This window comes from Mucilaginibacter sp. GW822-FHT03E02 (genome assembly GCF_058801545.1).
Genome location: NZ_JBXANJ010000001.1, coordinates 3560107 through 3575639, shown reverse-complemented (window position 1 = coordinate 3575639; position 15533 = coordinate 3560107). Strand labels below are relative to the sequence as shown.

14 protein-coding genes are annotated in these 15533 nt (G+C 44.9%); 9 read left to right on the top strand and 5 right to left on the bottom strand.

What is annotated here, in order from left to right; translation table 11 throughout:
* The first annotated feature begins 5 nt into the window (after window positions 1–5).
* From AC1RM2_RS14815 to AC1RM2_RS14805, 3 genes are read left to right on the top strand one after another with little or no spacing between them, the layout of a single operon-like run.
* On the top strand, window positions 6–422 hold the full coding sequence (locus tag AC1RM2_RS14815) for an arsenate reductase ArsC (RefSeq protein WP_492985927.1): 417 nt from the start codon (window positions 6–8) through the stop codon (window positions 420–422).
* Between the two features lie 48 nt (window positions 423–470).
* Entirely contained in the window at window positions 471–1556 is a 1086-nt protein-coding gene (arsB, locus tag AC1RM2_RS14810; RefSeq protein ID WP_492985925.1) for an ACR3 family arsenite efflux transporter, read from the top strand.
* Complete coding sequence (locus tag AC1RM2_RS14805; RefSeq protein ID WP_492985923.1) at window positions 1556–2293, top strand: metallophosphoesterase family protein; 738 nt, start codon at window positions 1556–1558, stop codon at window positions 2291–2293. The genes arsB and AC1RM2_RS14805 overlap by 1 nt, the downstream gene beginning before the upstream one ends.
* 456 nt (window positions 2294–2749) lie before the next feature.
* Here the strand turns inward: AC1RM2_RS14805 and AC1RM2_RS14800 are convergent, their stop codons facing one another.
* Window positions 2750–3331 carry an RNA polymerase sigma factor gene (locus tag AC1RM2_RS14800; protein ID WP_492985922.1) on the bottom strand — a complete coding sequence of 194 codons (582 nt, stop codon included), beginning with the start codon at window positions 3329–3331 and terminating at the stop codon, window positions 2750–2752.
* A 136-nt stretch (window positions 3332–3467) separates the two neighbouring features.
* Between AC1RM2_RS14800 and AC1RM2_RS14795 the strand changes: the two genes are divergently transcribed.
* The 3 genes from AC1RM2_RS14795 to AC1RM2_RS14785 all read left to right on the top strand — a co-directional run bounded on the left by AC1RM2_RS14795 (window position 3468) and on the right by AC1RM2_RS14785 (window position 9738).
* Window positions 3468–4634 (top strand): FecR family protein, encoded by a 1167-nt coding sequence (locus AC1RM2_RS14795; RefSeq protein WP_492985920.1) that lies wholly within the window; start codon window positions 3468–3470, stop codon window positions 4632–4634.
* A 283-nt stretch (window positions 4635–4917) separates the two neighbouring features.
* Window positions 4918–8211, top strand: coding sequence for a TonB-dependent receptor (locus AC1RM2_RS14790; protein WP_492985919.1), 3294 nt, complete (start codon window positions 4918–4920; stop codon window positions 8209–8211).
* Window positions 8212–8220: 9 nt separating this feature from the next.
* Window positions 8221–9738: a RagB/SusD family nutrient uptake outer membrane protein gene (locus AC1RM2_RS14785; protein ID WP_492985917.1), complete on the top strand. Its 1518-nt coding sequence runs from the start codon at window positions 8221–8223 to the stop codon at window positions 9736–9738.
* Here AC1RM2_RS14785 and AC1RM2_RS14780 read toward each other — a convergent pair.
* Window positions 9729–9878: a hypothetical protein gene (locus AC1RM2_RS14780; RefSeq protein ID WP_492985916.1), complete on the bottom strand. Its 150-nt coding sequence runs from the start codon at window positions 9876–9878 to the stop codon at window positions 9729–9731. The two genes, AC1RM2_RS14785 and AC1RM2_RS14780, sit on opposite strands and share 10 nt — an antisense overlap.
* Before the next feature lie 212 nt (window positions 9879–10090).
* Here AC1RM2_RS14780 and AC1RM2_RS14775 point away from each other — a divergent pair, with 212 nt between their 5' ends.
* From AC1RM2_RS14775 to AC1RM2_RS14765, 3 genes are all read left to right on the top strand, one after another.
* Complete coding sequence (locus AC1RM2_RS14775; protein WP_492985914.1) at window positions 10091–11209, top strand: Gfo/Idh/MocA family protein; 1119 nt, start codon at window positions 10091–10093, stop codon at window positions 11207–11209.
* A 231-nt stretch (window positions 11210–11440) separates the two neighbouring features.
* Entirely contained in the window at window positions 11441–11872 is a 432-nt protein-coding gene (locus tag AC1RM2_RS14770; protein WP_492985912.1) for a response regulator, read from the top strand.
* Between the two features lie 287 nt (window positions 11873–12159).
* Window positions 12160–12660 (top strand): lipocalin-like domain-containing protein, encoded by a 501-nt coding sequence (locus AC1RM2_RS14765; RefSeq protein ID WP_492985910.1) that lies wholly within the window; start codon window positions 12160–12162, stop codon window positions 12658–12660.
* A 25-nt stretch (window positions 12661–12685) separates the two neighbouring features.
* Here the strand turns inward: AC1RM2_RS14765 and AC1RM2_RS14760 are convergent, their stop codons facing one another.
* The 3 genes from AC1RM2_RS14760 to AC1RM2_RS14750 form a co-directional block, all read right to left on the bottom strand.
* On the bottom strand, window positions 12686–13375 hold the full coding sequence (locus AC1RM2_RS14760) for a pirin family protein (RefSeq protein WP_492985909.1): 690 nt from the start codon (window positions 13373–13375) through the stop codon (window positions 12686–12688).
* Between the two features lie 145 nt (window positions 13376–13520).
* Window positions 13521–14255: a dioxygenase family protein gene (locus AC1RM2_RS14755; RefSeq protein WP_492985907.1), complete on the bottom strand. Its 735-nt coding sequence runs from the start codon at window positions 14253–14255 to the stop codon at window positions 13521–13523.
* Between the two features lie 528 nt (window positions 14256–14783).
* Entirely contained in the window at window positions 14784–15449 is a 666-nt protein-coding gene (locus tag AC1RM2_RS14750; RefSeq protein WP_492985906.1) for a hypothetical protein, read from the bottom strand.
* Window positions 15450–15533: the final 84 nt, after the last annotated feature.

Here is a 15533-nt window from a genome sequence, read left to right as displayed (position 1 = left end):
AAAGCATGAAAAACATTTTAGTATTATGTACCGGCAATAGCTGCCGTAGCCAGCTGGCCGAAGGTTACCTTCGTTTTTTTGCCGGCGATAAAGCCAACATTTACAGCGCGGGGATAGAAACCCACGGGGTAAACCCCAAGGCCATACAGGTAATGGCCGAAGACCATATTGATATTTCGAAACACACCTCAAACCACGTGGATGAGTATATCAACATCCCGTTTGATTACGTGATAACCGTTTGCGATAACGCCAACGAGGCCTGCCCGTTTTTTCCAGGCAATGTACAACGCTTTCACCATAACTTTCCCGATCCGGCAAAAGCCAAGGGTACGCCCGAAGAGGTTTTAAATGAATTCAGGAGCGTAAGGGACATTATCAAAGCTTATGCAGCCAATTTTGTAAAACAGTATGTCGGGTAAAACCGACGCTCCCCTCACTTTTAATATCATCCCTCGCATAAAATCAATATGTCAGCAAACAACTGTGCCCCCGTGGCCGAACGTAAAAAATTAGGTTTCCTTGATCGTTACCTTACCCTGTGGATCTTCCTTGCCATGGTCGTTGGGGTTGGCGTGGGATATTTTATCCCTTCGTCATCAGGCTTTATCAATTCGTTCTCCAGCGGGACAACTAATATTCCTTTAGCCATAGGGTTAATTCTGATGATGTACCCACCGCTTGCCAAAGTGAAGTACGAAAACATGGGCGAGGTATTTAAGGACACCAAAGTATTAAGCGCATCCTTAATTTTAAACTGGATAGTTGGCCCTATCCTGATGTTTGTTTTGGCCATAACCTTACTGCGCGATCATCCTGCCTATATGGTTGGGCTAATCCTGATAGGCCTGGCCCGTTGCATTGCCATGGTGGTAGTTTGGAACGAACTTGCCGAAGGCAACCGCGAATACGCCGCCGGGCTTATAGCGCTGAATAGTATTTTCCAGGTATTGCTTTACAGTGTTTACGCCTACGTTTTTATTACCGTATTGCCGCCGCTATTCGGCCTAAAAGGCCTGGCCGTAAATATTACTATTGCCGAAATTGCCAAAAGCGTGGGCATTTATTTAGGAATTCCCTTTGCCGCCGGTATCATCAGTCGTTATACCCTTATTAAAATTAAAGGCGAAGCCTGGTTTCAAACCAAATATGTACCCTTTATATCGCCTATAACACTGGTAGCCTTGTTGTTTACTATTGTGGTGATGTTTAGCCTTAAAGGCAACCTTATTGTTCAAATTCCTTTTGATGTTATCCGCATAGCCATGCCATTGATTATTTACTTTACCATTATGTTTGTGCTGAGCTTTTTTATCGGCAAATCATTCGGTGCCGATTACTCGCGGAGCACGTCTATAGCCTTTACTGCTACCGGTAACAATTTTGAATTGGCTATAGCAGTGGCTATCGGCGTTTTCGGCATTAATTCTGGCGAGGCATTTGCCGGGGTTATTGGTCCGCTGGTTGAGGTACCGGCGCTTATTGCCCTGGTTAACCTGGCTTTTTATTTCCGCAAAAAATATTATACCGCTAAAGTACCAGCCCCCGTACAATAATGAAAATTGCGCTTTTTTCAGATGTTCACGCCAATTTGCCTGCGTTTGATGCCATGCTGAGCGATTTGGACAGCCGCCAGGTCGATGCGGTTTACTGCCTGGGCGATTTGGTGGGATACAACGTTTGGCCCAATGAGGTAATTGCCCAAATACGCAAACGCGGCATTGCAACCCTTGCCGGCAACCATGATCTGAAACCGAAAAAAATGGTTACCACACCCCAAAGCCTAACCGAACCGGGGAAAAGCCACGCCTATCATTTGATTAATGACGAGAACCGCAAATATCTTGCAATACTCCCGGCACACATCCGGCTTGAATTTAAGCTGACTGATGGGCCGTTAAATGTGGTGCTGGCCCACGGCAGCACCCGCAGTGTCGACGAATACGTTTTGGAAGATTTGGACGAGGCTTATGTGTTGGAAATGATGGAGGAAGCCAATGCCGGTATATTGTGTGTTGGCCATTCGCATAAGCCCTATCATCGTGTTATTAAAACCAGCAATCAAAAATTCAAACATGTTATCAACATCGGTTCGGTGGGCAAACCAAAAGATGGCAACCCCGATGCCTGCTATGTCATATTAAGCCTGAACGAAAATAGCAGCATCAGCAACAAAGATGGCGTCCAAGTGGAATTTGTCAGGGTTGCATATGATGTTGAGAAGGCGGCGGCTGCGATAGAAAAAAGCCTCCTGCCGGATGAATTTGCGGATAGACTGAGAAAAGCTTATTGAAGGGCCGCTATGTTCAACACGCCTGCGTATTCATCATAAACCATCCAGTTATCCGGTCATAGACAGTTTCCTCCCCTAAGATTATCAAGCTTCGGCGGGTCATGCCGCAAAACGCAACTCATCGATATAAAAGGCCTGTTCGCCGATATTTACTGTTTTACGAATTCACTTTAGCCTATTTTCACTGCTGAAAATTAAAACGGCTAATTAACATTGCATGAATAAACTAATACTATAATCCCAAAGGGAGGTTTGCTTTGGCAAATCATCACACTCTCGTCGTTCTTTACCAGTTTCTTCATTGTTAAGAAGATACGTTCAGTTAATAGTTAATTAATCAGCGCCTGCTCAGAGTGCGGCGCTTTTTATTTCTCTCCGCGCAAACAGGTCGTGTTGGCGCTTTTCCTATAAATCCGGCGTCCATGTTCAAACAATCCGCAACAATCAATAAACACCTTATTTTAGCAGGTACATCATTAAAATAACAGATGATACATGTTTAAGGCAAACTCTGAGATGTTTTAAGGCAACTGTAATCTGGTTTTCGACGGTGCGTTTTGATATGCCCAACTGGCCGGCAATTTCCTGGTTCGAGAGTTGCCTTACCCGGCTTAAATAAAATATTTCCTGGCAGCGCCTGGGTAGCTGTACCAGGTATTGGTCCAGCTCTTGTTGAAACTCCTGTATCATAATATGACTTTCGCCTGCGTTGTTATCCAGGGGCTCGCTTATATCCAATCCTTCGGGCGCTAAAATAACGGGCGATTTTGCCGACCGCATCCGGTTATAAACCTGGTACCTGGTGGCAGTAAGTAAAAAGGCGGGGAATAATTCGATCTCGAGCATATCCCTGCGGTTCCAGATATTCAGGAAAACATCATGAACAATTTCTTCGCTTACCTCGTGATCTTTAATGTAAACCTGCGCCGTTTTGTAAAGCCTTACCCAGTACCGGTCAAAAAGAGCGGTAAAAGCGGCTTCGTCATTATGGCGGATAGCAGCCCAAAGTTCAGCGTCGCTAAGCGTGGAGTTAAACATAATTGGTTGGGTAAAAGTATGAAAAGCAGGCAAATAATGTCAAGGTTTTACTTGCTGCAAAATAAAAGTTACAAAAGTATGTGTGTGACTAAATGTTATCTACACATATAGTGTATAAACCTGTAATACATTCCTGATGATAACCAAAGATGAATTTGTGGTTTTGTACCAAAAGTACATGAACGGGCAATGCAGCCCCATGGAAAAGGAACTGCTTGACGCCTACAGCGACGAAATGAAACTGCTGGACGACACCTGGGCCGATGATTTGGTTAATGAACAGGATGCCCGCGACAGAATTTGGCAAAAACTAAGCGATAGCCGCAAAGTGGTTGAAATGGCACCGCGCAAAAACATCCGTTACCGCTGGATGGCCGCTGCCGCTGTTTTACTGCTTGCTCTGCTTGCCGGCTTATTTTACATGAAAAATGAAAAGCCAGAACAACACGCATCTGCGGTGGTAACCAAAGTGAACCCCAAACCAATAGTGCCGGGTGGCAATAAAGCCTACCTTACGCTGGCCAATGGCGCCAACATCATTCTTGATGATGCTAAAAACGGCGAGATTGCCGCAAAAACCGGAGTTAAAGTAAGCAAAACGGGCAACGGTATGCTTGTGTATCACTTTGAAAATAAAGGAGGTGAAACCGCTGTAAATGCAGCGCCCGAGTTTAACACCATAACCACTCCACGCGGGGGGCAATACAAAGTTGAACTGGTAGACGGCACCAGAGTTTGGTTAAATGCAGCATCATCAATAAAATTTCCGCAGGCTTTTACAGGCGCCGACAGGGAGGTTGAATTAACGGGCGAGGCTTATTTTGAGGTGGCGAAAAACAAGGCAAAGCCTTTTATAGTAAAAGCCAATGGTACGCAGGTACAGGTATTGGGCACCCATTTTAATGTAAATGCCTATAGCGATAATGCCAATATAACCACAACGCTGGTGGAGGGATCGGTAAGAATGTCGAACGCCGGATCGGCGGTAATGCTTTCACCCGGGCAACAAGGAACGACAACCGACAAAGGAGCGGGCATTAAAGTTAGTCGGGCAGATACCGAAGAAAACCTGGCCTGGATAAAAGGCTTTTTTGTGTTTCACGACGAAAGCATAGTAAACATTATGAAACAGGTAAGCCGGTGGTATGATGTGGACGTGGAATACCGCGATGATGTACAGCAAAACGAGTTTGGAGGTACCATATCCAGGTACAAAAATATAACCGAACTATTGAATAACATGCAGTTAACCCGAACTATTCACTATAAAATTGAGGGAAGGAGGGTAATCATTATGAAGTAGTTATATCTGCCAATAATGTTAACCTGTATATAATAACCAGGAGCGTTCGTACCGCCCCTGGTATTAAGCTGTGAAGCTGCCAGGTAAAAACTAATGATCATTTTTCTCATAACCAATTATTTAACCTAACATTCAAATGTATAAAATTTTCGCTGCAATTAGATGCAGGGAGCTCCCCCGCGTCCAATCTAAATTATTTCTGATTATGAAATTGTCGGTCTTTTTATGCTTGATTTCTATACTGCAGGTTAGTGCCGCCACTACCTATGCACAAAAAATCAGCATGAACAAAAGCAATGCTTCGCTATCCGAAGCATTAAAGGAAATTCACAGGCAAACCGGCTTTAGCGTGCTGTACAATGCCAAAATGCTAAAAAAAGCTGTACCTGTAAATGTAAACCTGCAGAATGCCGATCTGGAAGATGCTTTAAAAAAATGTTTCCAGGACCAGCCGTTTACCTACATAATCAATAATACCACTATTGTGGTAACACCCAAAACCGAAGAAAATAAACCCGTGACGGTAATAACCATTACCGGCCAGGTTAAAGACAATAAGGGCCAGCCCTTACCCGGTGTTACCATTAAAATAAAGGGATCTGACCTTGGCACCCAAACAGGAATTGATGGTAATTACACCGTAAGCGTGCCCGATAGCAAGGCCATATTGGTGTTTAGCTTTATTGGTTTTGTTACCCAGGAAATACCCGTTGGTGGCCAAACAAAAGTTGATGTGGTTTTAAAAGAACAAACGTCGGCGCTTAACGAGGTTGTTGTTGTGGGGTACGGTACGCAGAAAAAGGTAAACCTTACCGGCGCGGTTTCGTCTGTTAGCGGCGAAACGCTGAACAAGCGCCCGGTGGTTAATCCCGCCTCGATGCTGGAAGGGCTGGCGCCTGGTGTGCAGATAAATACCGGCTCCGGCGAACCAGGTAACGAGAGCGTATCTATCCGAATCCGCGGTAACGGAACATTCAGCGGCGCGGGATCAGACCCGCTTATATTGATTGATGGTGTGCCGGGGAATTTCAGCGATATTAACCCTACTGATATTGACAATGTGTCTGTTCTTAAAGATGCAGCCTCCGCCTCTATATATGGTTCAAGGGCGGCAAATGGCGTAGTACTGGTTACCACAAAGCAAGGGAAAGCCGGGCAATTGAAGGTGCAGTACGACGGCAATGTGGGGATATATAAGCCAACCAAGCTTTTTAAGCTGATTACAAATTCGGCCCAATACATGGAGTTGTATAACGAAGCCCGTATCAACACCGGGTTGAACGATCCCAATGACCCCACCAAGCTATACGGCCTTTATCCGCAGGATCAGATAGAACTGTACCGTAACAGTACAGACCGCGTTCATTACCCTAATACAGACTGGTTAAGCCTGATATTTAAAACCGCACCTACGCAAAATCATAACCTGAACTTCAGCGGGGGTAATGACAAAACCACCTACAACGTATCATTAGGTTATATTGACCAGAATGGTATCATGAAAGGGTTTAACTATAAAAGATACAATGCCCGCATAAACTTAACCTCCAGGGTTAACGATCATATAAAATTCGGGACCAACGTACTGCTAAAATCGGGGACAAAAGATGCTGTGGCAGGCAATCCTTCATCAGCCAGCCAATGGGATGGATCTTCGATGGACCTTTTTCTTTCGGCCATGTCACAAGCGCCTACTTACGGCCCATATTTAACTGACGGCAGCGGACGCTACACTTATAAGGCCTACGATTTTGAATACAACAACAAAAACCCTGTTGCCGTACTGGATAAAAACTTTACACGTGTTACAACAGACTATGCAGTAAATGCCCAGGGCTGGTTTGAAGTGCAGTTTACCAAGGATTTTTCATGGTATACCAAAGGCGCGGTAAACGTTAACATGGATAAGTACAAAGACTATAAATCTGTGCTCGACGAGTATAATTTCAGGACCAATGAGCTTGCTACCTCATTGGATTTGGGTAAGGGATTAACCGACCAGGATGAGCAAACCGTTTATTCAAACTTATACAGTTACTTAAACTATAACCATGCATTTGGCGGCAACAATATAAAGGCCCAGGCAGGTTACAGTGTTGAGCAAAGCAAGTATTCATATTTGCAGGGTTATCGCCAGAATTTTCCGGATGAAGACCTGCGCGAATTAAATGCCGGCGGACAGGATATACAACGGGCCAGCGGCACTGCCAACCAGTGGGCTTTGATGTCGTACTTTGGCAGGCTGAATTATAATTATAAAGAAAGATACCTGCTGGAAGGTAACGTACGCTATGACGGAAGCTCGAAATTTTACGGCAGTAACAAATGGGGCGTATTCCCTTCGTTTTCTGCAGGATGGCGCGCTACAGAAGAGTCGTTTGTTAAAAAATTGAACCTAACCTGGCTTAATAATTTTAAATTAAGAGGGTCGTGGGGCAAGCTTGGTAACCAAAACATAGTGATTGGCGGTTACGGGGCCAACTATCCTTACCAGGCGCTGTTAAACCTTACCGGCAATTATTCGTTTGATAATTCGGCCCTTACAACCGGTGTTGCCCAGCAATATTTAAACAACCCGGATATTAAATGGGAAACAACCACCATGACCGATGTTGGCCTGGACCTTACGCTTTTCAAAAACCTCAATTTAACGTTTGACTGGTATAAGAAAAGAACATCGGATATTTTAAGGCAATCGCAGGTTACAGCGGCTGTGGGCCTGTATGCGCCAACCATAAACGATGGGGTGGTTGATAACACCGGCGTTGAGCTTGGTTTAAACTACAGTAACATGATTCGTGAAGGTGCACTCACCGGGTTTGCCTATAGCCTTGGCGCCAATTTAGATCACTTTAAAAATAAACTTGTAAAATATGGGCAAACAGATATTTATGATTATACCATAAATCAAAACGGACAACCTATAAGCTCATTTTACATGTTGCAGGTAACCGGAATTTTCCAGTCGACGGCAGAAGTAAACAGTTCGCCCAAACAATTTAATGATAACACCCTTCCCGGCGACCTGAAATACAAGGATGTTAATGGCGATGGCAAAATAGACGCCAACGACCGGGCTATTGTAAGCGGAGTATACCCTAAATTAAATTACTCTTTTAACCTGTCGGCAAGTTTTAAAGGGTTTGATCTTTCGGCTATGATGCAGGGCATTTACGGGGCCAAATCATACGTATCCAACTGGGGTGCAATTCCATTTGTCCAGGGTTCGCCGCCAACAACCGACTGGTTAAACCGTTGGACGCCCGAACACCCCTCAACCACATTGCCGCGCATTTACTGGGGATGGAGCGCACCGCAAAAGCTCACCCGCCCATCAACCTTCTTTTTACAGGATGCATCATACCTAAGGCTTAAAAACCTGGTGCTGGGCTACACGCTGCCCGATAAATTAACCAAAAGGATAGGGATAGACAGGTTGAGGGTATACTTTGCCGGCGACAACTTATTTACCATAACCAAGTTTAAGGGACTTGACCCCGAACGTTATGGAAGCGGCGACTTAGTGCAGTACCCGCAAAATAAAATATACTCTTTTGGTGTAAACGTTACCTTTTAATCAGTCCACATGAAAAATCGTATTATAACAACTATATTGATTACATCACTGTTTTTAGGTGCGTGTAAAAAAACACTGGATCTGAACCCGCTGGACCAGATCTCCACATCTACCTTTTATAAAACCAGGGGCGATTTTGACAAAGCTCTTGCCGCCGTTTATGCCTCGTTACAACCCAATGAGTTTACCGAAGAATTGCCCATTCGTGATTGCCTTACCGATAACGGCTATGCCCAGTTTAACTCGGGCAGCGTTAATGACGTTGATCAGGGTAACTTAAACCCAACCACAGGGGGCTACGAAACCGGCATTTATAACGACAGCTACATAGGTATTGGCAGGGTGAATTTGTTCCTGCAAAACCTGGCCAATTATAAAGGATCGGATATTTCTGATGCCGACAGAAAGGCCTACGAAGGCGAAGTAAGGTTTATAAGGGCATTTTTTTATTACCAGCTATATACCATTTATGGCGAGGTGCCTTTAGTAGTGCAGCCACTTGACTTAAGCACTCAAAAGCAGCCAAAAGTAACCGCCGATAAAATACTGGCCCAAATAACAACCGACCTTGATTATAGTATCGCAAACCTTAATACCGCTCCCTATTTTTCAAACGGTGGGCACGCGGCAGCTTCATCGGCCAAAGCTTTAAAAGCCCGGGTGCTTTTGTTTGCAGCTTATGGCACTACGGGTACACCCGATGCCACAACATTAACCCAGGTAAGAGACTTGTGTAAAGATGTAATTACACAGTATACGTTAACAAAAAATTTTGAGGATAACTTCAGAGACGCCACACAGAAAAACAATACCGAAACAATTTTCTCAATCAATTTTCTGGCGCCTAATAATTTAGCTTATTGGGACAGGGATTACGGCGACTGGTGTTCTGCAAGCCCGCTTCAAAACTTTGTAAACACGTTTGAATGTACAGATGGCTTAGCTTACGGCACATCGCCACTTACCGATACCCAGCATCCGTTTAACAACCGCGATCCGAGGCTAAGCAAAACAGTTTATGTAGATCACCCTGACTTTGGCGGGGGTAAAATACATAACCCATCAAATCCGCGCCCTACGGGCTATGGTGTGCTCAAATTTCTCGATCCGGCCAATCTTCCGTTCGGGTTCTCAACCCTGAGTGGGCAGGATGCTATTGTATTACGTTTGGGCGAAGTATTGTTGATGTACGCCGAAGCGCAAAACGAAATTGTTGGTCCCGATGCCTCCGTTTATAAAGCCATGGCCGATTTGCGTAAACGTGTAAATATGCCAGCCTATCCCGCCGGTTATACCAAAGAACAAATGCGCGAACGGATAAGACATGAACGCCGTGTTGAGCTGGCCTTTGAAGGTTTGCGCCATTACGATTTGATGAGGTGGCATATTGCCGATGATGTGTTAAACAAAGTAAAGGATAGCCTGATCCCTTACCACTTTGAAAGTAAATTTTATAAATGGCCGCTGCCACAAACAGAAATTGATAAAAGTGGCGGTGTATTAGTACAAAATCCAGACTATAAATAATCGGTCTTTAACTTTTTTATTTTAGATGATTGCAAAGCGGCGGGTATATTTCCTGCCGCTTTGTTTTTATCAACGCCTCTATTATTTCCACGGATACGGCTCGCTTTAAAAGCACAAATGTTGCCGGCTGTTATTTTCAATTGTAAAAAGGGAATAGCTGTAGAAACATAAACATTCCCACACTGTTAAAGTATTTAAAGAAATGAGTAATTTGTGATCGCCAAATAAACTAAACAAAACTTTAAAAATAACATCAGCACTTCAATTGGGATCGATTTCCGACTTTATCGGCATCGAAGCCAAAGTCTCCCCTACCGGGGGAGATTTAGAGGGGGCTTTAAACAACCTGGTTATGAATTCACGCCGCGACTTTTTACAAAAAATTGGGCTATCGGCCTTAGCATTGCACCTTGCACCAATTTCGGGATGGGCAAATGGTGCAGATCATCATAACGAAGCCTATGACGGGCCGGTGCTGCGCGTGGCCATTATGGGCCTTGGCAGCTACGGAACCCGCGTTGCCGAAGCCATGCAGGCCTGTACCAAGGCCAAACTGGTTGGTGTAATTAGTGGTACCCCCTCAAAAATTAAGGATTGGCAAAGCAAGTATGGGATACCCGGGAAGAACTGTTACAATTACGAAAACTTTGATAACATAAAAAGCAACCCTGATATAGATGCAGTTTATGTGATAACACCAAACGGGTTGCACCACGATCAGGTAATACGTGTGGCCAAAGCCGGCAAGCATGCTATTTGCGAAAAGCCAATGGCCGTGAATGCCCGCGAAGGGCAGGAAATGGTTGATGCCTGTAAAAAAGCAAACGTGAAATTACTTGTAGGCTACCGGATGCATTTTGAACCCAAAACGCTGGAGGTTATCAGGATGAGAAAAGCCGGCGAATTTGGAAAAATTCTTTTCTTCCAGGGCCTCTGCGGGTTTACCATAGGCGACCCCACGCAATGGCGGCTGAATAAGCAACTATCCGGCGGAGGATCTATAATGGATATTGGCATTTATGCCATTAATGGTTCGCGGTATATGACAGGCGAAGACCCGGTTTGGGTTACCGCGCAGGAAACTAAAACAGATCATGCAAAATTTAAGGAGGGTGTTGATGAAACTATTCAATTTCAGCTGGGTTTCCCCGGTGGTGCTGTCGCGTCCTGCTTATCAACATACACCATGAATAACCTCGACCGTTTTTTCCTGAACGGAGAAAAAGGATTTGCAGAGTTATTGCCGTCCACCGGCTACGGGCCTATTATGGGGCACACACACAAGGGCGAACTGACCCAGCCCATCACCGTTCATCAAACCGTGCAAATGGACCAAATGGCCGGCATCATTTTCCAAAACAAACAACCCGTTGTACCAATAAATGGCGAAGAAGCGGTAAAAGACCTTAAGATAATTGACGCCATTTACCTGGCGGCTAAAACGGGGACAAAAGTTGATATTAAGCTTTAGCGCGTTGGCTCATAAACAAATCGTCTTGTATTTTACCGGGCATTCGAGTCTATTTTAATAGGGCCATTCTGAACCTCCAATTTATAAATAAATATAGTTGGGCAACACAGCAGGCGGGAATTTATTTACTCAATAGTTAAACGTTATCCCGGTATCCACACATTACATCAACAAATCACGCTTAAAAACAGGTATATTTAAATTGGTTCGCTTTTTGAATTTAAGGTTAACATGTATGATTTTAACCTTGCTTGTGTAATTGACGACGACAGCATCGCCCGCCTGATGTCGGAGATTATGATCTTCAATTATAAGATAGCTAAAAAAACGGTCACCTTCGAAAACGGGAAGGCCGCGCTCGACTACTTTAAGTTGTTTAAAGATAAACCTGATATGTTGCCTGAGCTTATCCTGCTGGATATCAATATGCCTATACTTAACGGGTGGGGATTTATTGAACGGTTTGCCCGGCTGGCCCCGGATTTGGCCAGGAAGGTTGTAATTTATTTAGTGAGCGCATCTATCGACCCTCATGATCACCAACGGGCAACCGATCTTGAAATGGTTTCGGGCTTTATTATTAAACCTGTTAACAAAACAGCTTTAGAACAGGTTGTTAAAGCGGCTATGGCCGATAGGCTGCCCGTTTATTTTAGCAAATAATACTTTACAACAGGCACATAAGGCCGGGCTGTAGCCGGGGTGCATGTTTATGTTTTCATATCTCTCTCCCAATTCCTGGTTTTTACCTGTCTATAGGGTTTTTTATACGGCTGGGGTATTATTCCCGGCAAATCACCTTAAAACGTAAGGCGCCTGGCCACAATGCTGCGCAAAGCGCTCGCGTCGAATAAATGGAGGTATCCATCGAATATAAAAGCAACCCGGTCGAAAGTATTATTGGAGCCGGGTTTTAAATGACAGCTTTGATCAACCAAAAAAGCAATGTCATGAAAAAACAAACCAACGCCTTAAAAAAAGGCTTTTTATTAGTTGCGCTGGCCTTTGGTACAATGCCGGCGTTTTCGCAATCCAAACTACTTGTGGGTACCTGGCGCCTTATCGCGGCCGAAAAGATACTTGCAGACGGTATCCGGCAGCCTGACTATGGGCCCAATCCCCACGGCATCGCCATTTTTACTACCGATGGGCATTATGTGGTAGAAATATTTCGGTCGGACCGGGCCAAATTCGCCTCGGGTGACCGGGCGAAAGGCACTCCGGAAGAGTACCAGGCGGCCCTTTTAAGTGCCAGCTGCCATTTTGGAACCTACGCCGTCGACCCGGTAAAAAACACCATCACTTTTCATACCGACCGGGCTTCTTTCCCCAACTGGGACGAAACCACCCGCGTAAGCAGCTTTACCCTCGAAGGCGATAAATTAACCTGGCATGTGCCGCCCCGTCCCGATGGCGTTATCCCGGTATCTGTTTTCAGCCGGGTGCCATGATAAGTGGCCATGCTTTGTGTCGTGCTCATTGTGGGGCAATCTCAATCAGCATAATGATGGCGTTGTTTGATAGTGCCTCCAGTTCGGCCTCCTCCAAATTCCATAAAACCAGCCCGTCCCTGGCGTGCATCAGGCGGTACTGAACTTCAAACGCCCCTTCAATAACGTAGGCAAACAAGGCGTTTCCCGGTTTGCTTACGCGAAGGGCGGTTTCGGCGCGGCCATCAAACTGGCCCATGTAACCAATGGTGTTGCCAAGCCTGAAAATCTCGGTCAGCTGGTTCCGGTTTGCAGGTAAATCGAAACTGAAATCCTGGTTTGCCGGGGTTTTTATTTTGATCCAGAGCTGCAGAAAATTAACCAGGTCGGTTGCTTTTTTGTACGGATTATTAACCTGGAAACCCGATCCGGGCGGAAGTGCAAGTAGTTGCACCATGCCGGGTTCTATCATGTTGTGGTCGCCATTGTGGTCACGGCAACCTATGGCACCAACAACCGGGATGAGCAAAACGGCCGAATGTTCTTTCACACTCATCCTGATGCTTTCTTCGGCGGCCAGTGTATCGTCATTTAAAACATACAAATCGCTGAATGGGTGCTTATGGTCGTTATTATAATTGCCGAAATTGAAAGTGTGATAACTGCGGTACCAATCATGTTGGGTTAGTCCGCGTTCGTCTGATAAAAACATCTTGCCTTTGGATTGCGGGATCATATGGCTTTGGTGCTAAGTTAAATGACTGATTAAGAAATAGGTTTTTAGGTTGTGTATGAATAACCCTTCCAGGCGATTGCATAAATCATGCAATCGCCTCTTTTGGGGCTGCAAACAGGTCGCCTGTTTTAAAATTTACCGGTAATCAGGCGGCAACGCCAATGCTTATAGTAAGCACGTAGCCGGCCGAAACGCTGCCCGTAACGGTTGATAACTCGGTTGCAAGCGAATCGCTGAAAACCATATCTGCGGTGTTTGCCGTATCCTGAACCCCGCGCGCCTTATAATCAGTTGCGGTGGTATAAACGGTATTGCAAACATCTGTAGGGAAAGCAATCTGCGTGATGAGTAACGACGAGCCCGACGAGTTATATACGTGCACATGAATGTGCGGAGCCCGTGGAGAGTACCAGCCCGGAAAAATACTGGTAAAGGTAACCAGCCCATTACTATCGGTAGTTTGTCTTCCGCGCAAAAAATGCGACGATGTATAATCAATAGTAGCATAGCCGCCGCCGGGAGTATCGGTGTATTCTGAGTAGTAACCCAGAGAGGTACAATGCCATATATCTACCAGGGCCCCTGTTAATGCCGCGCAGCTGCTGTTGGTATTGGTAAATGTGAGCTTAATAGTTAACGGCACCCCCGACTGCCCATCAACAATATTGCTCCTGACGTAGCTTGACGGCGTAATGGTAGGATAGGGCCCGGCTGTTTCTGAAGCCCCGGTAGTACAGGTCCCGCTGGTTGTTGTGGTTGTAGTTGTTGTGCTGGTTGTTGAAGTGCTTGTGCTTTCCTTTTTGCAGGAATTGGCAAGCGGGGCAATAGCGGCGAAGCCTAATGCCGCAAGCCCGCTGGTTAAAAAAGTTTTTCTTTCCATGATATGGTAATTATTTGAGCGTGATTATTAGCTGAAAGTATCCATACGCAAGCTTCCGGGCTAAAAAGTATCGCCCAATTGTTGATATCTGTCGACGAATGTAAAAAACGGGAGCTCCGGTACATGGCGCACCAAAGCTTCCGGGTCATTTAAAAACGCATCCGGTTCTTCCTTTGATGACAGTACGGGCAGGGTGCTTTTTTTGACTTAAAGGAGGGCGTAACCCTGCCGATAGAAGCAGGGTCAGGCTATACACTCATACTGCACAGGCCTTAATCACGGGCCTGTATCCGTTTCTATCCTTTACGCGAGCTGTGGGTATGCAAAAACGGTCGACTGAAATTAAACATCCGGGCGGGTGCAATAATCATTACTTTGCACGTTGTTTACCTATTAAGGGGGTACACGCAACACGTGTGCGCCAGCAGTGGGGTGATTACTTAGCGTGAAATTCACCTATCAGCGGGGGTACACGCGAGACGTGTGCACCAGCAGCAGGAATTTACGTCCACTAACTCAAGATTTGCGCTAAATTGATTTACCCACATCTTCAACAATCTTATACCCCCCTTTTTTATCTACGATTAAATATAGTCCGGTACCCAGGTCTGTCGTAGGTATTGAAAGAGAAACCTGTAGCGCAATTTGTCCCTTGTCCGGGTTTTTATTCGAAAGATAAAAGTCTAATATGTCGCCATATTTTTTTAGGTTTCCTTCAAAGTTATCCTTAAAATAGGAATTGAAATCACTCGCTTTAAATCGTCTTTTCAATACGGTGTCTTTTCTGTTTAATAGCCATAGGTCGATAACAAACGGATGCGTCACAAAATCCTTTTTCTCTTTATTAATATCATAGTTTTGGGGCACAACCAATTTTTGATCTTTGAGGCAATAAAACTTTGAATGAAAATGCAAGCTATCGCCGCCATCAATAAACACCGTGTCAATAAACTTCACATTGTCATATTCTTTCCTGATACGCTCACGTTCTTCATCTTGTGTGGGCGGTAAATCAGGAAGACTATCCGGACTGAGTGCGCCAACCCGAATCATTGAATCAACCGTTTGTTTATTATAAGGAGATCCGTTTACATCTTTCTTTAGCAATGAATCATCGGTACTGATGTGAGATTGCTTGTGTTTGCAGCCTGTAAACACAATTAATACCAATAATATCGACAATAAATTTTTCATGTTTTCGCTTACAAATAAGCAACCTTTCAATTGTTTTTGAACCTCTTTATTGGTCGCTTGTACTTCTTTAATAAGTTGCGCCAA